The following is a 19030-nucleotide window of genomic DNA, read 5'->3' as shown; positions in this document are numbered from 1 at the left end:
TCTAACAAATACATGGGGTTCTCAATATCTAATTACAGGTTGGAAATGAGGTCAATATGAGAAGCAAAGCTGATAATATAAAACTTGCGGAGCAGTTTGTGAAGCAAGAATTAGAATTTGACCCTACGGGTCATGACTGGTGGCATATTGATCGAGTAAGAAAACTGACTTTAGAAATAGCACAGAAAGAAACATCAGCAGATGAGTTTATTTGCGAATTAACAGCTCTTTTACATGACGTAGCGGATGAAAAACTGAATGATTCAAAGCAAGCGGGATTAGATAAAGTTGAAAATTGGCTAACTGGTCACATTGCAGATAAGGATGTAATAAATAAAGTAATGACTATTATTGCAACGATGTCTTTTAATGGTGGTCAGAATCCACCAATGGAATCAATAGAAGGCCAAATCGTTCAAGATGCCGATCGTTTAGATGCGCTTGGGGCTATTGGAATTGCTAGGACATTTGCCTATTCGGGATCAAAAGGAACGATCATACATAATCCAGAGCTAGAGTTATCACATTTCTCACAAATGGAATACAGGTCTACGAATAAAACGGCTATCTATCATTTTTATGAGAAGCTATTAAAATTAAAGGATATGATGAATACGACATACGCCAAAGAGCTGGCTGAAAGAAGACATCAATTTATGGAGGAGTATCTAATACAGTTTTATAACGAGTGGAACTTGGAGGATTAAGGAAGATGAAAGGAGGCATATTATGATTAATGAAGCTATCCTTAATCAAATTCTAGAGTTGTTAAATTACTCATCAGAAGATATCCATTTGCTTGGCGGATATTTCGATCATGTTTATGAAATTTCTGCTGCGCCATCCATAGTTGTTAAGATATTTGATAGAGGGATAGATAGCGAAGAGCAAATTTTATCCGAAATTGAATGGACTTTGTTTCTTGAAGAAAACGGGGTCAACGTAGCAGTTCCTATATTGATAAGGAATGAATCGTATACATATAGTTTGAGTGACAAGCTGTTTTTCGCAGCATACGAAAAAGTTAATGGTAGGCATATATATATTGATGATGAGGAATGGAACGATAAATTGTTTCATCAATGGGGTAGAGGGATGGGGAAAATACATTCCTTATCCGAGCTATATCCTACTGGTAAATATGGGCGACCGGAATGGCATGAGCATCCGATGTATCAATTGAATATGAATCATTTTGATCCTATGATCACAGAAAAATGGGAGAACTACCTTAAAGGTATCCATTTCATTCATAAATCTAAGGATTCGTATGGTATCATTCATGGTGATCTACATCATCATAATTTTCTGTACGATAATGGCGAATTAGCATTTATTGATTTTGGCGACAGTGAATATAATTGGTTCGCCTATGATATAGCGATTGCGATTTATCATGCTTCCCAGTCCTTTAATGACATGGACAAGCGAAGTAAATTTGCCCTATCATTTTTTAATGCTTTCATCGATGGGTATTCTATGGAGAAATCAGTGAATGAGACGTTGAAAAATATCGATTTTTTCGTTGATTTTAGGCACTTGTATTCATATGTTTATCATATGCAACATTTAGATCGCACGAATCTAAATGAACGACAACTTCAATATTTGGATGGTATGAGATTATCCATAATGAGTGAGGATTCCTATTTAGGGATCAAATTAGTTTAAAGGAGCCTAGAAATGCTGATATATCAAACGGAAGAGATCACTGTCCGTGAACTTGAGCATAGCGATGAGAACCTGCTTGTATCTTGGTTATCCAATCCTATACTACTGGAATATTATGAAGGTCGTGACCGACCTCATAACCTAGATAGGGTTAGGGAACATTTTTATAAGAAAGATGATACAACTCGTTGTATTTTTGAATATGCTGGAAAACCGGTTGGATATATTCAATTCTATTTTCTAGATAAAGAATCAAAAGAAGAATATGGATATCAAAACATGGATGAAACGATCTATGGAACGGATCAATTCATCGGAGCAACTGACTACTGGAATCAAGGTGTTGGAAAGAAACTTGTTACATCCATGATAGGGTACTTAGTCGGCCACAAACAGGCAGATAAGATCGTAATGGATCCACAAACATGGAATTTTCGTGCAATATCATGTTATGAGAAATGTGGGTTTCAGAAGATCAAATTACTGCAAGAGCATGAAAGTCATGAGGGACAACTCAGAGATTGTTGGTTGATGGAATACAAGGTGATTAAACAATAAAGTTAGAAGGATGTGTTGTTGCTTGGAAACAAATTTGCATGAACAGAATTATGATCGTAGACCAATAGGTATATCAGGGCTAGGTGGATGGTTGGTCTTGATACAAATCGGACTGTATTTTACAATCCTGCTTTTATCGATCCAATTATTTAAGTATTCATTACCTGTATTTAGTACGGATACATGGGATGCATTAACCTCTACACAATCGGAGGCTTACCACCCGATGTGGGGACCATTATTAATTTTTGAAACGGTATATAATATCATTTTTCTGTTATTTAGTGTATTTATTCTAGTCATATTCTATGGTAAGAAAAGAATGTTCCCTCGTCTCATGATTATCTTTTATAGTGTTAGTTTAGCCATTGGTATTATTGATCTGGCCCTAAGTTACCAAATCCCAATTATGCGTGAATTAGAAGATGGAAGCTCGATAAGAGAATTATTGAAATCTGTTATAGCATGTGCAATTTGGATCCCTTACTTAATAAAGTCTGAACGTGTACAAAATACGTTTATTCGGTAATAGAACCTACAACTGTAGGATTTGAATAAGGAGGGTTATTTTAATGAAAATTGCCTTTGTTATCTTCGATGGGATGACATTCCTAGACTTTATTGGATTCTATGATGTTATTTATCGTTTGAATTTGTTTGAGGAGACTAAAGGAACTACATGGGACATTTGCGGTCTTTCTGAGGAAATATCCGATGAATTAGGATTAACCATAAAAGTCAATCGGATCAAACCGGATTTATCTGAATATGATTTGTTATTTGTCCCTGGAGGCATGGGCACACGTCAGCTTAGGTATGATAATGAATTTATTACATGGTTAAAACAAGCTGACAAAGTTAAATACAAAGTGTCAGTATGTACAGGTTCGTTATTGCTTGGGGCAGCAGGTTTTCTAGAAAATAAGATGGCAACAACTAATCCTAATGTTTATGATCTACTAGAACCATATTGTAAAGAGGTTGTCAGAACCCGAATTGTGAAAGATGGAAATCTGATAACGGCTGGGGGAGTTTCGACATCCATTGATCTTGCTTTATATATTGTTAAGCTGTTTGTTAACCAAGAGGCAGTAGATATGATAAAGCAGCAAATTGACTATCCATATGAAGTGCAGGGAATCGTTGAGGTTTAAGTAACTTAAGGTGAATTTGAAGATGGAGGCCGTTTATGAGCATGGGGTTAGATGAATTTTTCGTTTTTTTAAGTGATGAGGATAAGCTGAAGTTCTCTCAAATAGCGGAATATGCAATTCATCTTGGCTACAAGCCCAAAAAAGCAAAGACCCAATCCATAAATTATGTTTTTACAAATAATAAAACGAAGGCACATATGCTCAAGTTTTCCATAGAGAAAGGTAATCCTTATCTGAAAATGAAGTTTTATGCTACGAAATCATACTCACTCCTATTTCATGAGGGCATCAGAGCGGTTGTTGAGGAGTTCAATTACAGATATACAGGTTGCTATGAGTGTGGAAAATGTAAAGATACATTGCACGGTTACGAATATACATACCCGGATGGGCGCACGTTTTTTCGATGTGGTAGTGAATTAATATGTTTACCTGATTTCACACAACAAGATATTCCGGAGATCCTTGATTTACTTCAAACACAGCATGACTACTATTTATCGAAGCTACAAATAAAACAACTGGAGGAGAAACTATAATGAATGAGCAACAAGCAGAGCGTTGGGAAGAGATTAGGGCAAAAGGGAGAGTAAATTATATTATAAATACAGGAATTATCAGATGGGGATTAGGCACAGCTATTCTATTTACGATCCTATTTACTTATTTACAAAAAGGTGGAGTCGGAATTACATTTAGGGATAGTGACTTTGTAATCACCCTGCTAATTGCTCTTATCATTTTCTCAATTGGCGGGTACTTCTGGGGGCAATGGTTGTGGAATATGAACATGAATAAATATGTGAAAAAGTAAGTATAGAATTAAAGAAAGAGGGTTATAGTTTTGGACAATACTAATAATCTTCTTTTGCTAAAAGAACACATTCCATTTTTGCATGGACAGGTTCAAATTAATCAAATCAATAAAGGGTATTCAAGTGATAGTAAGTTTATCCTTGTAAAAGATAATCAAAAATTTCTACTTAGAACTTTTGATTATAAAAATTATCATAATAAACAAACGGAATATGAAGCATTAATTAAGATGGAGGAATTCAATGTTAGTTGCTCTAGACCATTAGAGATGGGGAGCCTTCAAGATTTTGGAATTGGATTTATGATTTTAAGTTTTATTGAAGGTAACGATGCGGCAGAAGATCTTCCAACCTATTCTATGGCGGATCAATACAACATTGGATTTACAGCAGGGAAAGAGCTACTTAAGATTCATCAATATGTTGCTCCAACTCATATTACAGCTTGGTATGATCGCAAGCTCAGTAAGCATAATTATTTTATTGATGAATATTTCAAGGGTGAAGTGAGGATTAAAGATGATATCAAAATATTATCTTTTATTGATGATAACCTCCATTACATGAAACATAGACCAAACATATTTCAGCATCACGATTTTCACGTTGGCAATCTTATCGTCCAAGACAGAGAACTCTCAGGAATCATTGATTTTAATCGATTGGATTGGGGAGATCCCGTACACGATTTCTTGAAAACGGGATTTTTCAGTTCAGAAGTCAGCATTCCTTTTTCAGTTGGTCAGATTAGAGGGTATCATAATAACCAAGATCCAAACGATTTATTCTGGAGGTTATATTCGCTGTATTTGGCAATGAACCTCATTTCATCTGTCTCTTGGGTTATACGAGTCAAACCAGAAGAAACAAATACTATGCTAGAAAAGATCTATAGAGTATTAGAAGATCATCATTATTTTGAATTTAATACTCCAAGATGGTACATGGAAAACTTGTAGAAAACATCACATGAATAAGAGTAGTGATATTCTATAATGTTGTAGATGTGAAACGCAAACATGAAACGATTTCCCGCACCGAGGACGTGTTTCTCCAGAAATGGACAGTCTTTCGAGGTGGGATTTTTATTTTTTTAGGTGGGTAAGTAAGAGTTGTTAGATGAAATAGGAAGGAGATCTCAGTATGCCGGATGCAACTGGAATAATTGCTAGTGGTAGAACAGCTGAAATTCTATTCTTTGGAGAAGGACAAGTATTAAAGCTATTTCGTCCGGGGTTACCCGAGCAATTGAGTAGCGATGAATATAATATTAGTAATGCAGTATATAATCTAGGCTTATCGTGTCCTAGGCCCATTGAGATTATTGATTATGAAGAACGTAAAGGGATTATCTACTCCCAAATTGATGGAATAACCATGCTCAAAACGATCGAGAAAAAGATATGGACGACAAAAAAACAAGCTAAAAGAATGGCAACACTTCATCGTGATATTCACTCGAAATCCGTATCGAGCATTCCAAAACAGCGGGAGATTTTAATAGACCGCATTCAACACGCTCCGCTATTAACGACCGAAGAGAAGAGCATTATCCTTTTTAAATTGATGTCCCTTAAAGAAGGTAATAAGCTTTGCCATGGAGATTTTCACCCAGACAATATCATGCTTGGAGAAAAGACAGAATGGGTTATCGACTGGATGACAGGAGTAGAGGGGAACCCAGCAGGAGATGTGGCTAGGACCATACTAATGCTTAAACTGGGGAATACGCCTGACGAGACTCCCAAAATTATTTCGAGATTAATTTCTCTTATCAGACATAAGCTCCTTGTTACTTACACTAAGGAATACATAAGCACCTCTGATGTAACCATGGAAGAGATTAATCAATGGATGGGTCCTGTTGCTGCAGATCAGGTGGGCTCAAGATAGAGCGAACGAACAGAACGTTGAAGTGAACTTTCAGTGTGAATCAGCGTTTGAGCTTCGAACAGTTGAAGAATATGATTTTGTCTACGATTCAGGATGTTTACATCACATTTGGCCTCACAGACGAATCGAATATATTGAAATGCTGCATAATGCGCTTAAGCCAGGTGGATATTTCGGGTTAACTTGCTTTGCCCCTGGATTTGCTGAAGTTGGAGGGGCACTTGAAACTTCGGACTGGGATATTTACCGTGAATGGAGTATGAAGGGTGGACTAGCGTATAGTGAAGCGCAGCTGAAGAACCTATTTCAAGAATATTTTGAATGTATGGAGTTCAGGTTGATGACTGAATGTAGTGAGGATGATAAGAAATTTGGAGTTCCTTTTTTGGGGACATCACTTTGGAGGAAGAAGTAACTACAATAACACAAAGTGGGATTACTGTGCTAAGATCGATCATTATTTCTCTATTTTTCGATCATGGATTGATGGGAATCGCTGACTTATTTGATCCGCAAGAGGGTTAGTGGTTTGAAAATCAATTTGTATTTAAGGGTAATAAAGAGTGGAACTATATTGTCCACATTATGATAAAGATACTCATGCAGAGGATTTTATGTCCATGGTTCCTACTAAAGACACAGCTAAGGCATATACTATTATTGATACTGATCAAGGAGTTAATATAACAGAATTAGCACAACATCCAAGCTTTAACCGGTTAGTGATATGTACTAACTCATGGAAGCGATATCATGTTCATTAATGCTAAGTGTGGTAAGTTCTTGACTCATGTCGAGGCATTTCAAACTCAGGAGGAGATATGAATATGAAAGAAACAAGGATCTATAAAGAGCTGGATGAGGGTTCGATAAGTGCTGATATATACTATGTAGGTAGCAATAGCCCTATAATTATTTATATTCATGGCGGAGCTTTGATCTTTGGAACGAGAACTTGGTTATCAGAAGAACAAATTGATTATTATGCGCAAGCAGGTTTTAGCGTTGTCAGCATAGATTATCGACTAGCCCCTGAGACGAAATTGGATTCAATTATCGAGGATATTCGCGACGCAGTAGATTGGGTGAAGACGAAAGCTAGAGTGTGGTATGATTTTGACACGGATCATATTGCTGTAATGGGTGGATCCGCTGGCGGTTATCTTAGTTTATTAGTTGGAACGATGGACATTAAACCTCAGGCTATTGTTTCTTTTTATGGATATGGAGATATTCTGGGAGAATGGTTGGCTCAACCTAGTGAATATTACTGCAGGAGGCCAATCATCAATCGAAATAGTGCCTCTGATTATGTAGGAGATGGAGAAATAACGGAGGGTTCATGGGAGAGATTTAACTTTTACCTGTATTGCCGTCAGCAAGGGGATTGGATATATGAAGTAACGGGTATGGATCGAATTAATGATAGAGAAGAGTTACTAAAGTATATTCCTATTGAACATGTAACAGCAGAATACCCACCTACACTATTACTCCATGGTGATCATGACACGGATGTTCCTTATGAACAATCAGTGATCATGTATGAAAAGCTCAAAGAATATGGAGTTACTACGAAATTAGTTACCATTGAAGGCGCAGATCATGTCTTTGATCAGAATTTTGAAGATCCTATGGTTCAGAACGCTTTTCAAAAAGTTGTTGATTTTTTAAAAATACATCTATATAAGTGACCCTCATAAAGGAGATTATGATGACTGAATTGCAAAGGGCGATCCAACTAAGAGAATCGGGACAATTTGAAGAAGCCCAAACATTATTACTTCATCTATTGGACCAAGATCCACTCAATCCATTATTATGGTATCAATGTGCCTGGGTTCATGACGCAATGGGATTAGAACGGGAAGCCGTTCCCTTTTATATAAAATCATTGGAGCTTGGACTTCAAGGTGAGGAAAGACAAGGTGCATTCTTAGGGCTAGGAAGTACTTATCGAACATTAGGACTCTACGAAGAATCAAATCGTATTTTTGAAGAAGCCATTCGACAGTTTCCGAAACACAAAGAGTTTCTGATCTTCTATGCGATGGTTCAATATAACCTTAAGGAATATAGTAAAGCCATGGAAATTTTATTGCAGCAAATAGCAGAGACCAGTAATGATACAGGTATTCAGAGCTATAAGAAAGCGATTCTTTATTATGCGGACAAGCTAGATGAGCAATGGTAAGACACCGCCCCTTAGCTGGGGGCTTATTTTATATACGAGGTGAATGATGGATCGAGTGGATTATATCAGAGCTGCCGAAAAGAAATATCATGATGCTTGTTATAAGAATAATATATTGTTCGAATCGGGTTCTTGGTTGCATAAACCAGTTAAGACGGTGATAGATCTTCTTGAGTATTTTAATGACTATCCCTATTTGAAAGTACTAGATTATTGAAACATATATTTCTGATATTGAAAGTTTCAAAATTGAACCGAGTGGCTATGAAATAATAGTGGCTGTTTCATCTTTGGAGCATGTCCGTTCAGAACACGTATTTACTAATAAACTAAATGAAATAGTTTTGGGAACGAAAATAGGCGGGGTTAATTGTCTTATCATCAACTCCAATGTTAAAGAAATAACCGTTGTCTCTAATGAAGTATTGGACCCCATGTTTGAGGTCAATTTGGATACCGATTGTATGTTGGCATTGCTAGATCATCAGTATAACGGATGGGAACTCCAGACAAGACTGGTGAAACCTTTAACATATGAGATTGATCGTAATGGACAATTAGTGAAACTATCATCTGACTGTATCACTTATGTCGCTAAGAAAATATGATGAAAATAGGTGTAGTTGAATGAATACGCAAGTTTATTTGGAATTGGCAACAGATTTTGATGCTGAGCAAATTAGAGATCTGATGATAATTGTCGAGAAAGATGAGACTTCAAGATGGTATGCCAAGGGCGAAAGACCGTATATTCCTGGTTTTGATTCAATAAGGATGCAACAATACCATGTCAGGAGCGGGGGCTATTATAAAATCCTTATGAAGGATATTCTTGTTGGCGTTATTCTGATATCAACTACAGGAAGAGAACATGCAAGAATAGACCGTTTCTATATTGATCCACAATATCAAAGCAAACAAATTGGATCGAACGTTCTACGTCTGATGGAAGAACAATTCCCACAGATTAGAATTTGGACACTAGATACAACTCAGAAAAGTCCACGAAATCATTATTTTTTTGAGAAAAATGGATATAAGTTCATGTCTGAAGATGAGGAAGAGCGCTATTATTACAAAGAAATTCATGATTCTAATCTAGAGAACCAAGAGGATTTTACCTTTGATAAGGTGTGTATGCATCATAATTTTCGTGAATGTAATATGCAAGATTCCGATTTCTTTGAAGTGAATTTATCCAATTCATCTTATTCGAATTCAAACATGCGTAATCTAAAGATCCAAAGCAGCAATTTAGCAGGAATGCATATTACGAATTCCTATTTAGGCCACGCGATATTCGGCGATTCTGATATGAGTAATGTTGAAATTTGTCATGTTATCATGGGGGGGACTTATATTCATGATGTGAAATTAAGTCTTGATGAAGATAATCAACCCATTCGTATGGAAAGAATCGAGATGATGAATAGTTCAATTCAGGATTCTAATATGCAGAACTTTTCAATTATTAATTGTAATATTAAGGGGATGAGAATAGATGGTATTCTCGTAAGTGACCTGTTAGAAGCCTATAAGAATAGGGGAATAACAGGGGAAAATCGATAGTATTCTGCTACGAATAAAATCGATTATAGAAGGAACAATAATAGGAGATAAGAAATTTTGTTGCAAAGAATATGCTGGTATGCTACGATAAATTTAGTTATTGGAAACGTTACCGATAAGGATACCGATAAGGTTGCCAATTTTTTAAAAATATTCCTTGTAAGCGCGACCAATCGATTATTCCTGTGACGTATTTCAATCTGAAGGGTTCTTAAATTACAAGAGAAGAGGGGAAAAGAATTGAAAAAGATGAACAAGAAGCTAATGGGAGTTCTGCTAGTAGCAACTTTGATTGCTGGGTTGGTTGCTGGTTGTGGTAAAAAAGATGAAAAAGCTATTTACTTTTTGAACTTCAAACCTGAAATTGCTGAAGTTTATGAGAAGATTGCTAAAGATTATGAAGCAGAAACAGGTGTTAAAGTTAAGGTAGTAACTGCTGCTGCTGGTACGTATGAGACTAAACTGAAATCAGAAATTTCAAAATCTGATGCTCCTACGATCTTTCAGATTAACGGACCTGTTGGTTACGAAGCGTGGAAAGATTATACCTTGGATTTAAAGGACACGAAATTATATAGCTATCTGACAGATAAAAGCTTGGCTGTAACAAGTGGTGACGGAGTTTATGGTATCCCTTACGTAGTTGAAGGATACGGGATCATTTACAATGACGCTATTATGAAGAAATATTTTTCTTTAGCTGATAAAGCGGTTTCAATTTCTTCGACTTCAGAAATTAATAACTATGCCACGTTAAAAGCAGTTGTTGAAGATATGACTGCAAAGAAAGATCAATTAGGAATTAAAGGGGTATTCTCTTCTACTTCTCTTGCTGCCGGTGAGCAATGGAGATGGCAATCACACTTAGCCAACCTACCTTTGTTCTATGAATTCAAAGACAATACTGCATATGATAACACAATCCTAGCTGGATTAGCATCAGATGAGATTTCTTTCAAATACGGCGATAACTTCAAGAACGTTTTTGATTTGTACACGAATAACTCTGTCTCCAACAAATCCATGTTGGGTAGTAAGACTGTAGCTGATTCAATGGCTGAATTTGCACTGGGTCAGTCAGCAATGGTTCAAAATGGTAACTGGGCTTGGTCACAAATTAATGGTGTTGATGGTAACGTTGTAAAATCTGAGGATATCAAATTCATGCCTATCTATACAGGTGTCCCAGGTGAAGAGAAACAAGGCTTGGCTGTTGGTACTGAAAACTACTTTGCAATCAACGGTAAAGTATCTGCTGAGAAACAACAAGAATCCATCGCATTCTTGGAGTGGTTGTTCTCCAGTGAAAAAGGTAAAAGCTATATCACGAACGACTTAGGATTTATCGCACCATTTAATACATTCACAGATGCTGAGAAACCTGCTGATCCATTGGCCAAAGAAGTGTCTAATTGGATGGAAAAAGATGTTTCTTCCGTAGTATGGACTTTCGCAGCATTCCCAAGTGAAGATTTCAAAAATTATTTCGGTGATGCATTGCTTGAATACGCTCAAGGAAATAAAACTTGGGATGAAGTTGTAACCATCGTTAAGGACTCTTGGAAGTCTGAAAAAGCTAAAGCTAAATAATAACTGAAGTAGCCTGTACCTGAAGAACTTATGCCACTGTGTACTGCTGGTGCACAGTGGTATAAATATCTATCATGAGTGAGTTTGTAGCGTTCTGACTCACCATTTCTCTACACAGATAGGAGAAACTACTATGCAAAAATCGATAAAAAAATATTTTGCTCTTTTTGCATTGCCAACTATACTTGCCTTTTTAATTGCGTTCGTCATTCCATTTGTTATGGGTATTTACTTATCTCTAACGGAGTTTACTACAGTTACAGATGCGAAGTGGGTAGGTTTTAGTAACTATGCCAAAGCGTTTTCTAACCAAGAATTCTTAAATGCTCTCTGGTTCACAGTTAGATTTTCTGTTATTTCTGTTATCAGTATTAACGTATTTGCATTCATATTCGCCATGTTATTAACCAGAAAATTAAGAGGTACTAACGTATTTAGAACCATATTTTTTATGCCTAACTTAATCGGTGGTATCGTACTAGGTTACATCTGGCAGCTAATCATTAATGGTATTCTGAATAATTATGAAGTGACTTTGACTTCAAGTGCTACTTATGGCTTTTGGGGATTAGTAGTGCTCATGAATTGGCAATTAATTGGTTACATGATGATTATCTATATTGCAGGTATTCAAAATGTTCCTAAAGATATAGTGGAAGCTGCAAAAATTGATGGCGCTTCCCGTTCTAAAATTTTGCGTAATGTAACTTTACCACTCGTGATGCCTTCCATCACAATCTGCCTATTTTTAACCGTATCCAATTCATTTAAGCTATTTGACCAAAACTTAGCGTTAACGGCTGGTGCTCCATCTAAGCAATCTGCCATGTTGGCATTAGATATTTTCAACACATTCTACGGTAAATCGGGTTACGAAGGTGTAGGTCAGGCGAAGGCAGTTGTCTTCTTTGTTCTAGTAGCATCCATTGCATTAATTCAACTTGTTCTAACTAGAAGAAAGGAGGTTGAGAACTAATGCAAAAGACAAAAGCAAGTAATATTATTATCTTCATCATTTTGCTGGTCTTAGCCATGGCGTTCTTAACTCCTATATTTGTTGTTCTGATGAACTCGTTTAAAGGGAAGTTCTATATTAGTGATACTCCGTTTTTATTTCCGAATAGCACTACCTTTACTGGTCTACAGAACTACACTAGCGGTATAGCCAAGACAGGATTCTTCAATGCATTTGGAATGTCCTTGTTTATCACGGTTGGTGCGGTAGCTGTAATCGTATTATTTACTTCGATGACAGCTTGGTATATCACACGGGTGAAGTCTAAATTTACTAATTTAATGTACTATATCTTTGTATTCTCAATGATCGTACCTTTCCAAATGGTGATGTTCACGATGACGAAGACAGCTAACGTGCTTCACCTAGATAATCCAATTGGAATTATATTTATCTACTTAGGATTTGGGTCTGGGTTATCTGTATTTTTATTCAGTGGATTTGTTAAATCCATACCGATTGAGATCGAAGAAGCTAATATGATTGATGGATGTAATCCAGTGCAATCGTACTTCAAAGTCGTCTTGCCAATTCTTAAGCCCATCGCTATCACGGTAGCCATTTTAAATGTTATGTGGGTATGGAATGACTACCTATTGCCTGACTTGATCATCGGTACCGAGTACAAGACCATTCCAATTGCTATTCAATATCTGAAGGGTGGATATGGATCTATAGATATGGGAGCTATGATGGCCATGTTGGTCTTAGCCATTATCCCGATCGTTATATTCTATCTGGCTTGTCAAAAGTATATTATCGAGGGTGTTGTTGCTGGAGCGGTGAAAGGGTAAGTTTATTTCATAACTCCTATCGTTATTAGTTCTGGGTATGTTAGAGTAGGGTTCTTTCTGGGTAAATTATTCCCAGGATACCCTACTTTTGTTATAACTATGGCAAATCCATATACTGGAACGAATTTGTTTGTCTCAATCGACATAAATTGCTATATTTATATAGTACATTGTTCGAATGATATATTCGATGCATGTCATGAATGATACTACAGTGTAAGGGAAGAACGAAATAATGGAACGAATTACAATTATCGATATTGCAAAAATGTGTGGAGTTGGCGTAACTACGGTATCAAGAGCCATCAATAATCATCCGGATATTAGTGAAGATACCAAAGCGATGGTTATGAAGGTTATTAAGGAAAATCATTACGTCCCTAACAACAGTGCGAGAAATTTGAAGCGCTCTGCGTCAAAAACGATTGCCGTATTGATTAAAGGTATTACGAATCCATTTTTCAATCATATGATTAAAGTATTTGAACAAGAAATTCAAAGAAAGAAATATTCCTTCATTTTGCAACGTGTTGATGAGAATCAAGATGAAATTGAGGTTGCAATTGAACTTGAAAAAGAGAAACGTTTAAAGGGCATTGTATTTCTAGGAGGGTATTTCTCACACTCCAAAGAGAAATTGAGTCAGTTAACCGTCCCGTTCGTATTGAGTACGATTGGAATGACATCTGAATTTGATCTTAATGATTATTCTTCTGTATCTGTTGACGACTTTAAAGAAAGTTATAAAATGACGGATTATTTAATTAATCAAGGCCATGCAAAAATCGCCCTAATTACTGCATCTATGGATGATGCGAGTATCGGGAAATTAAGATATGAGGGCTATAAGAAAGCGCTAGAAGACCATGGACTAGCTATTAATGAACAATTGATATGGGCCATGAAAGAAGATATTGAAAGCTATACGATGGAAAATGGCTATACGGTTACTAAAGAACTGTTAGAGTCACAAGAAGAATTTACAGCAATTTTTGCTATTTCTGATAATTTGGCGGTAGGTGCATGTAAAGCGATATTTGAAGCTGGAAAGAGAGTTCCAGAAGACTATTCAGTGGCGGGTTTTGATGGACTTGATATATCTTTTTATTATAATCCTTCGTTAACTACGATCAGGCAGCCTGTAGTAGAAATCGCAGAAGAAACAATAAAGATTCTGTTCGACTTGATCCATAAGAAAATAACCCATGCTCATAAAGTCTTTCCGGCCGATTTAGTGGTCAGAGAATCTACTAAATCCATATTATAATGCTGATACTTTTTAATAAATTCATACACGTAATATTCTTAAAAAAAACCATGACAAAAGCAAGTCTGCTTTTGTCATGGTTTTTTTGTTTCTTACTAAATAACTATATTTAATCTCTCTCTTGAAACCTATGCAAATCTAATTTATTGTGGGAGTATCTATAAGGAAATTTTAACCACATCCTCAGGGGGAAGTTAATTATGAAATCAACACTGCAACAAGCGCAACAATATCCATACTGTTCTTTTCAATATATGGATTTAGATGAGCTCACGATCAATTTAGATGAAGATATTATGATTGATGAGCCGGGTCTATTTATTCTCTGTCAATTTCAAGAATCTCGCCAATTTATTTATTGGTCCACTGAATCCAAAGAGAAGTTCTTAACCGGTATGTCTAAAGTAATCGATTTCATACATAATCGTCTGCCAATAGATAAAATGAATCTTTACCTTGAATTTATTCACCCTGATTTTGTAAAAGGTATGGAGGAAATGGGCTTTAAAATTGTCAGTGAATTTGTTGACTATTGGAATGAAGATATCACGCAAATTAATAATATTCGAGGCCATTCTTGTGTGATCAGAACAATTAATTCAGATGAGTATCGTGAAGCAAGTTCTATTACAAAAGCTTGTAGAGGTCTCTCCAGAGGGTTTAATGGCGAGGAATTGGATTCTATTCGAGAATGGAATGAGTCGGATCATTCATGTATTCTTGTAGCTGAAATGGATAACGAAATCGTTGGAGTATGTTTAATCAATATTTATGGATTTGAGAGTGAAAAAGGGCCCGTGTTATGGCTAAGAGAATTAGCCGTTGAGCCAAAGCACCAGAACAAGGGGATAGGATCTTCGCTAATTGTTGAAGGTTTATCCTGGGGAAGAAGCAATGGAGCCAAACGAAGTTTTCTTGCAAGCGATGTTGAGAATCATAATGCAATCAAGATATATGAGTCCTTTGGATATCGGAGAAAAGATAAACGAGGACAGATTAATATGGGAAGATCTATCTAATCAAAGGCAATCTCACTATAGAATATAGGAGGCTATCCATGGATGATTTAAAGAACATACAGATTCCTAAGTTTGCAGAGGAAATTCTTGAACGCGCTGGTAGGCAAGGCTTTACCGCATCGTGTGATCGTTTGACAGGTAGTTTGCTTCGAGTATTGGTTATGAGTAAACCAGGTGCTAGTATTCTTGAGCTTGGCACAGGAACAGGCTACTCAACATCTTGGATAGTAGAAGGAATGGATCACAATAGTAGATTGGTTACCGTCGAATTTGATGCCGAAAGTGCACTTGTTGCTAAGGATGTATTAGGACATGATGAGAGAATAGAGTTTATAATCGATGATGGTGGTAAGTATATCGAAGATCATCTTAACGAAAAATTCGATATCATCTTTGCGGACACTTGGCCTGGGAAGTTCTATTTAGTTGAAGAGACCTTAAATATGATCAATCCGAACGGAATCTACATCATCGATGATCTAAATCCTCAAAGTAATTGGCCTGAAGGACATGGCGACAAAGTGCAGGAACTGATTGCATATTTAGAAACGAAGACAGAATTTCATCTGGCTAAGCTTGATTGGTCGACAGGGATCATTATGATGACTAGAAAATAATAAAAATCGCCGCACACTTCCAACGACGGAAGTAGAGCGGCGATTTTTATTATATTTTATGCTAATCCAGTAACACAGCCATTCCTTGATTTAAGCTCTGCTTAACATCAATTACCCTTTGGTTCTCTGATCCTCGCCATTGCAGTTTCAAATTCCGCTGCTCTAGGATGAATTTACCATCGATTAGAACATCACAATAGGACAGTAACTCTGACTTGGAAGTATCGGCTACAATTTCTTCGAATGTGTATCCTGACCAGATCCAAATATCTTTGCCTTCACATTCTTGCCGCACTCTCTTAACTAAGCCCAGTAATCCATCAACATTCTCAAATGGTTCACCACCTAGAATAGACAAGCCCGATATTTTGATGTTCGCAATATTCAAATCAGATATGATCTGGTCCTCAAATTGTTGCATATAAGGGGTACCGTAATCAAAATTCCAAGTAGCTGCATTGAAACACCCTTTACAATGATGACGACATCCAGAGGTGAATAGGGAATTTCGTAATCCTCTTCCATTCAGCACATCGAATTTTTTATAATCAGCTATATTCATAACATCACATATGCTTTACACGAGCGAGAACTTCTTTTTGTTTCCCTGCATTAAAGGGCCGCTGGCTAGGTTCTGATAAGTATCCGCAGCAACGTCTAATTACTGAGGAAGTCTTAGGGTTACTGTTGCCACAGTTAGGACACTTAAACCCAGTGTTCGTGGCTTCGAATTCACCCTCAAAATCGCATTCCAAGCATTTATCGGTCGGCGTGTTGGTCCCAAAGTAAGGCAATCTTTCATAAGCATAATCCCATACGGCTTCAAGAGCTTCCGGGTTCTTCACCAAGGAATCAAATTCACAGTAGGTAATAAATCCACCATTGGCATATTGAGGATAATCCTTCTCTAACTCAATTTTCTCAAAGGGAGATACTTTTTTGTTGACATCGAGATGGAAAGAATTCGTGTAATATCCCTTATCCGTAATGCCTGGGATAACGCCAAACTGTTCCTCATCCAACTTACAGAAGCGGTAGCACAAGGATTCTGCAGGGGTAGAGTAGAGACTAAAACCATAACCCGTCTCATTCTTCCATCCCGTAGCTTTAGCACTTAAATACTTCACGATGTCTAACCCTTTTTGCCGAAGCTTCTCATCATCAAAAATATGTTGTCCATACAAGGAAAGTATCGTTTCATGGATACCGATGTATCCAAGCGAGATACTGGCTCTGCCATTCTCCAGTAAGTGATCGATGCTATCCTCTGGCCCAAGCCGGCTACCCGCAGCACCTTCCATATATAGAATTGGAGCAACTTTAGCTTTGACTCCCTTCAGACGATTCACCCGGAACATTAAACCCTCTTTGCAGGTTTCCAGTAATTCATCAAGTAAACGGTAGAAGGTCTTCTCGGAGCCTTTGGCTCTAATTGCAATACGAGGAAGGTTGGCGGTCACAACACCCATATTGAATCTGCCGTCATGAAGTTCATGTCCATCTTCCTCATACACACCTAAGAAGGATCTGCAGCCCATCGGGAATTTGAAAGAACCTGTAATCTCTTTGACCTTAGGCACGGAAATGACATCGGGATACATGCGCAAGGTACTGCATTTAAGTGCTAATTGTTTAATATCATAGTTAGGGTCCTCAGGCTTCAGGTTCACGCCCTCTTCCATCCCAAATATAAGCTTAGGGAATACAGGCGTTTTGCCGTCCTTACCGAGTCCTCTAATTCGGTTCTTGAGAATAGCAATTTGAATTTGTCTTTCTTCCCAAGACAAACCTCTACCAAATCCAAACGTACTAAATGGAGTTTGACCATTAGCGCTTACTAACGTGTTAATTTCGTACTCAAGAGATTGGAAAGCATCAAACGTCTCTTTTTCCGTAAGTTGTTTGGCATAATCAAAGCATTGCGGATATTTATTTCGTAACTCTTTATTTTCATAGTAAATATCCAATGAATCGATCTCTGTGCGATCCAGCGAATAGAGCCATTGTAGGCCTGTCCTGAAATGTTTAGTGAAGGAATGAGCTACGTATGGGGCAAGGATGATATCAATTTCATTGATAGTATTCCCGCCATAAATATGACTGGCCACTTGAGCAATAATTTGTGCCGTAATAGCCGTAGCTGTTGTAATCGACTTTGGAGTTTCAATTTGGGCATTCCCCAACTTGAAGCCATTCTCCAGCATCCCCTTCAGATCAATCAACATACAATTGTATATCGGAAAATAGGGACTATAATCCTGATCATGAAAATGTAAGCTGCCATTGTTATGGGCTTCAACAACCCGCTTGGGAATCATGTAGGTCTGGGCAAAATCCTTAGCCATGATACCCGCAAGCAAATCTCTTTGCGTTGGAATGGTCGCCCCGTCTTTATTCGAATTTTCTTTCAGCACTTCTTCATTTGTCAGGTCGAGGAGACCTTGGACTTTTTTATCGAGACTGCTGCGTTCACGTCTCTTTAACGTTCTGATCTCACGGTATCCGATATATGCTTCGGCCGCATCTTTACGTTTACTGTTCATAAGTGCAGATTGCACTTCATCTTGGATATGTTCAATATCTATCTTTTCAAACTTAGAGATTTTATGAGTAACTTTATTAGTTACTTTTTGGGCTACATCCATATCTATCTTTTTGTCGGTGGAATTCATAGCTGCGCAAATCGCATCAATAATCTTTTGCTGATTAAAGGGAACTTCCGACCCATCTCGTTTGATAACTAACGTAACAATCACCCTTTACAATAATATTGTTCAGAGAGTATATCATATTAAATTTGATTTTTTGGTGATGTCACACACAATTCATTCTATGGTGACAAAATTCTCATAAAGTAATATTTTACCATGTTAA

24 protein-coding genes are annotated in these 19030 nt (G+C 37.1%); 22 read left to right on the top strand and 2 right to left on the bottom strand.

Annotated elements, in window-relative coordinates:
- The first annotated feature begins 56 nt into the window (after positions 1 to 56).
- The 22 genes from IEW05_RS14005 (at position 57) to IEW05_RS13910 (ending at position 16156) form a co-directional block, all read left to right on the top strand.
- Positions 57 to 707 carry an HD domain-containing protein gene (locus IEW05_RS14005; RefSeq protein WP_188539732.1) on the top strand — a complete coding sequence of 217 codons (651 nt, stop codon included), beginning with the start codon at positions 57 to 59 and terminating at the stop codon, positions 705 to 707.
- Positions 708 to 729: 22 nt separating this feature from the next.
- The gene (locus IEW05_RS14000; RefSeq protein WP_188539730.1) at positions 730 to 1671 is read left to right on the top strand and encodes a phosphotransferase enzyme family protein; all 942 of its coding nucleotides are present in this window, start codon (positions 730 to 732) and stop codon (positions 1669 to 1671) included.
- Between the two features lie 12 nt (positions 1672 to 1683).
- Complete coding sequence (locus IEW05_RS13995) at positions 1684 to 2229, top strand: GNAT family N-acetyltransferase (protein WP_188539728.1); 546 nt, start codon at positions 1684 to 1686, stop codon at positions 2227 to 2229.
- A 22-nt stretch (positions 2230 to 2251) separates the two neighbouring features.
- Positions 2252 to 2758, top strand: coding sequence for a DUF2569 domain-containing protein (locus IEW05_RS13990; RefSeq protein WP_188539726.1), 507 nt, complete (start codon positions 2252 to 2254; stop codon positions 2756 to 2758).
- 43 nt (positions 2759 to 2801) lie between these two features.
- Entirely contained in the window at positions 2802 to 3383 is a 582-nt protein-coding gene (locus tag IEW05_RS13985; protein WP_188539724.1) for a DJ-1/PfpI family protein, read from the top strand.
- A gap of 41 nt (positions 3384 to 3424) precedes the next feature.
- On the top strand, positions 3425 to 3922 hold the full coding sequence (locus tag IEW05_RS13980) for a hypothetical protein (protein WP_188539722.1): 498 nt from the start codon (positions 3425 to 3427) through the stop codon (positions 3920 to 3922).
- Complete coding sequence (locus IEW05_RS13975) at positions 3922 to 4197, top strand: hypothetical protein (protein ID WP_188539720.1); 276 nt, start codon at positions 3922 to 3924, stop codon at positions 4195 to 4197. Before IEW05_RS13980 ends, IEW05_RS13975 begins: the two co-directional genes overlap by 1 nt.
- 30 nt (positions 4198 to 4227) lie before the next feature.
- On the top strand, positions 4228 to 5157 hold the full coding sequence (locus tag IEW05_RS13970) for an aminoglycoside phosphotransferase family protein (protein WP_188539718.1): 930 nt from the start codon (positions 4228 to 4230) through the stop codon (positions 5155 to 5157).
- A 184-nt stretch (positions 5158 to 5341) separates the two neighbouring features.
- Positions 5342 to 6091 (top strand): aminoglycoside phosphotransferase family protein, encoded by a 750-nt coding sequence (locus tag IEW05_RS13965; RefSeq protein ID WP_188539716.1) that lies wholly within the window; start codon positions 5342 to 5344, stop codon positions 6089 to 6091.
- Positions 6063 to 6506, top strand: coding sequence for a class I SAM-dependent methyltransferase (locus tag IEW05_RS13960; protein ID WP_188539715.1), 444 nt, complete (start codon positions 6063 to 6065; stop codon positions 6504 to 6506). Before IEW05_RS13965 ends, IEW05_RS13960 begins: the two co-directional genes overlap by 29 nt.
- The gene (locus IEW05_RS25945; RefSeq protein WP_268238733.1) at positions 6491 to 6616 is read left to right on the top strand and encodes a hypothetical protein; all 126 of its coding nucleotides are present in this window, start codon (positions 6491 to 6493) and stop codon (positions 6614 to 6616) included. The genes IEW05_RS13960 and IEW05_RS25945 overlap by 16 nt, the downstream gene beginning before the upstream one ends.
- Positions 6617 to 6918: 302 nt before the next feature.
- Complete coding sequence (locus IEW05_RS13955) at positions 6919 to 7785, top strand: alpha/beta hydrolase (protein ID WP_188539713.1); 867 nt, start codon at positions 6919 to 6921, stop codon at positions 7783 to 7785.
- A 20-nt stretch (positions 7786 to 7805) separates the two neighbouring features.
- Positions 7806 to 8285 carry a tetratricopeptide repeat protein gene (locus IEW05_RS13950; protein ID WP_188539711.1) on the top strand — a complete coding sequence of 160 codons (480 nt, stop codon included), beginning with the start codon at positions 7806 to 7808 and terminating at the stop codon, positions 8283 to 8285.
- Positions 8286 to 8328: 43 nt separating this feature from the next.
- Positions 8329 to 8502, top strand: coding sequence for a hypothetical protein (locus IEW05_RS26090; RefSeq protein ID WP_373285804.1), 174 nt, complete (start codon positions 8329 to 8331; stop codon positions 8500 to 8502).
- 58 nt (positions 8503 to 8560) lie between these two features.
- Entirely contained in the window at positions 8561 to 8893 is a 333-nt protein-coding gene (locus IEW05_RS26085) for a hypothetical protein (protein WP_373285803.1), read from the top strand.
- Positions 8894 to 8912: 19 nt separating this feature from the next.
- Positions 8913 to 9854 carry a GNAT family N-acetyltransferase gene (locus IEW05_RS13940; RefSeq protein ID WP_188539708.1) on the top strand — a complete coding sequence of 314 codons (942 nt, stop codon included), beginning with the start codon at positions 8913 to 8915 and terminating at the stop codon, positions 9852 to 9854.
- Positions 9855 to 10103: 249 nt separating this feature from the next.
- Positions 10104 to 11444 carry an ABC transporter substrate-binding protein gene (locus IEW05_RS13935; RefSeq protein WP_188540880.1) on the top strand — a complete coding sequence of 447 codons (1341 nt, stop codon included), beginning with the start codon at positions 10104 to 10106 and terminating at the stop codon, positions 11442 to 11444.
- A 172-nt stretch (positions 11445 to 11616) separates the two neighbouring features.
- Complete coding sequence (locus IEW05_RS13930) at positions 11617 to 12420, top strand: carbohydrate ABC transporter permease (RefSeq protein ID WP_229753371.1); 804 nt, start codon at positions 11617 to 11619, stop codon at positions 12418 to 12420.
- Complete coding sequence (locus IEW05_RS13925) at positions 12420 to 13253, top strand: carbohydrate ABC transporter permease (RefSeq protein ID WP_188539704.1); 834 nt, start codon at positions 12420 to 12422, stop codon at positions 13251 to 13253. The genes IEW05_RS13930 and IEW05_RS13925 overlap by 1 nt, the downstream gene beginning before the upstream one ends.
- Positions 13254 to 13488: 235 nt before the next feature.
- A complete protein-coding gene (locus IEW05_RS13920; RefSeq protein ID WP_188539702.1) occupies positions 13489 to 14520 on the top strand; it encodes a LacI family DNA-binding transcriptional regulator in 1032 nt (343 codons plus the stop codon).
- Between the two features lie 200 nt (positions 14521 to 14720).
- Positions 14721 to 15539 carry a GNAT family N-acetyltransferase gene (locus IEW05_RS13915; protein ID WP_188539700.1) on the top strand — a complete coding sequence of 273 codons (819 nt, stop codon included), beginning with the start codon at positions 14721 to 14723 and terminating at the stop codon, positions 15537 to 15539.
- Between the two features lie 38 nt (positions 15540 to 15577).
- Positions 15578 to 16156, top strand: coding sequence for an O-methyltransferase (locus IEW05_RS13910; protein ID WP_188539697.1), 579 nt, complete (start codon positions 15578 to 15580; stop codon positions 16154 to 16156).
- Positions 16157 to 16217: 61 nt separating this feature from the next.
- Here IEW05_RS13910 and nrdG read toward each other — a convergent pair whose 3' ends face one another.
- A complete protein-coding gene (gene nrdG / locus IEW05_RS13905) occupies positions 16218 to 16718 on the bottom strand; it encodes an anaerobic ribonucleoside-triphosphate reductase activating protein (RefSeq protein ID WP_188539695.1) in 501 nt (166 codons plus the stop codon).
- A gap of 4 nt (positions 16719 to 16722) precedes the next feature.
- Entirely contained in the window at positions 16723 to 18912 is a 2190-nt protein-coding gene (nrdD, locus tag IEW05_RS13900; RefSeq protein WP_229753370.1) for an anaerobic ribonucleoside-triphosphate reductase, read from the bottom strand.
- Positions 18913 to 19030: the final 118 nt, after the last annotated feature.

This window comes from Paenibacillus segetis (assembly GCF_014639155.1).
GTDB classification, from domain to species: domain Bacteria; phylum Bacillota; class Bacilli; order Paenibacillales; family Paenibacillaceae; genus Fontibacillus; species Fontibacillus segetis.
Note: the sequence above shows the minus strand (reverse complement) of the source record. Positions and strands in the feature narration are given on the sequence as shown.

Excerpts from the sequence above, each read along its gene's own strand:
- IEW05_RS13920 (WP_188539702.1), top strand. The coding sequence starts at position 13,489 with ATGGAACGAATTACAATTATCGATATTGCAAAAATGTGTGGAGTTGGC.
- IEW05_RS26090 (WP_373285804.1), top strand. The coding sequence starts at position 8,329 with ATGATGGATCGAGTGGATTATATCAGAGCTGCCGAAAAGAAATATCAT.
- IEW05_RS14000 (WP_188539730.1), top strand. The coding sequence starts at position 730 with ATGATTAATGAAGCTATCCTTAATCAAATTCTAGAGTTGTTAAATTAC.
- IEW05_RS14005 (WP_188539732.1), top strand. The coding sequence starts at position 57 with ATGAGAAGCAAAGCTGATAATATAAAACTTGCGGAGCAGTTTGTGAAG.
- IEW05_RS13995 (WP_188539728.1), top strand. The coding sequence starts at position 1,684 with ATGCTGATATATCAAACGGAAGAGATCACTGTCCGTGAACTTGAGCAT.
- IEW05_RS13965 (WP_188539716.1), top strand. The coding sequence starts at position 5,342 with ATGCCGGATGCAACTGGAATAATTGCTAGTGGTAGAACAGCTGAAATT.
- IEW05_RS13940 (WP_188539708.1), top strand. The coding sequence starts at position 8,913 with ATGAATACGCAAGTTTATTTGGAATTGGCAACAGATTTTGATGCTGAG.
- IEW05_RS13955 (WP_188539713.1), top strand. The coding sequence starts at position 6,919 with ATGAAAGAAACAAGGATCTATAAAGAGCTGGATGAGGGTTCGATAAGT.
- nrdG (WP_188539695.1), bottom strand. The coding sequence starts at position 16,718 with ATGAATATAGCTGATTATAAAAAATTCGATGTGCTGAATGGAAGAGGA.
- IEW05_RS13975 (WP_188539720.1), top strand. The coding sequence starts at position 3,922 with ATGAATGAGCAACAAGCAGAGCGTTGGGAAGAGATTAGGGCAAAAGGG.
- IEW05_RS13925 (WP_188539704.1), top strand. The coding sequence starts at position 12,420 with ATGCAAAAGACAAAAGCAAGTAATATTATTATCTTCATCATTTTGCTG.
- IEW05_RS13950 (WP_188539711.1), top strand. The coding sequence starts at position 7,806 with ATGACTGAATTGCAAAGGGCGATCCAACTAAGAGAATCGGGACAATTT.
- IEW05_RS13910 (WP_188539697.1), top strand. The coding sequence starts at position 15,578 with ATGGATGATTTAAAGAACATACAGATTCCTAAGTTTGCAGAGGAAATT.
- IEW05_RS13985 (WP_188539724.1), top strand. The coding sequence starts at position 2,802 with ATGAAAATTGCCTTTGTTATCTTCGATGGGATGACATTCCTAGACTTT.
- IEW05_RS13915 (WP_188539700.1), top strand. The coding sequence starts at position 14,721 with ATGAAATCAACACTGCAACAAGCGCAACAATATCCATACTGTTCTTTT.
- IEW05_RS13980 (WP_188539722.1), top strand. The coding sequence starts at position 3,425 with ATGGGGTTAGATGAATTTTTCGTTTTTTTAAGTGATGAGGATAAGCTG.
- IEW05_RS13935 (WP_188540880.1), top strand. The coding sequence starts at position 10,104 with ATGAACAAGAAGCTAATGGGAGTTCTGCTAGTAGCAACTTTGATTGCT.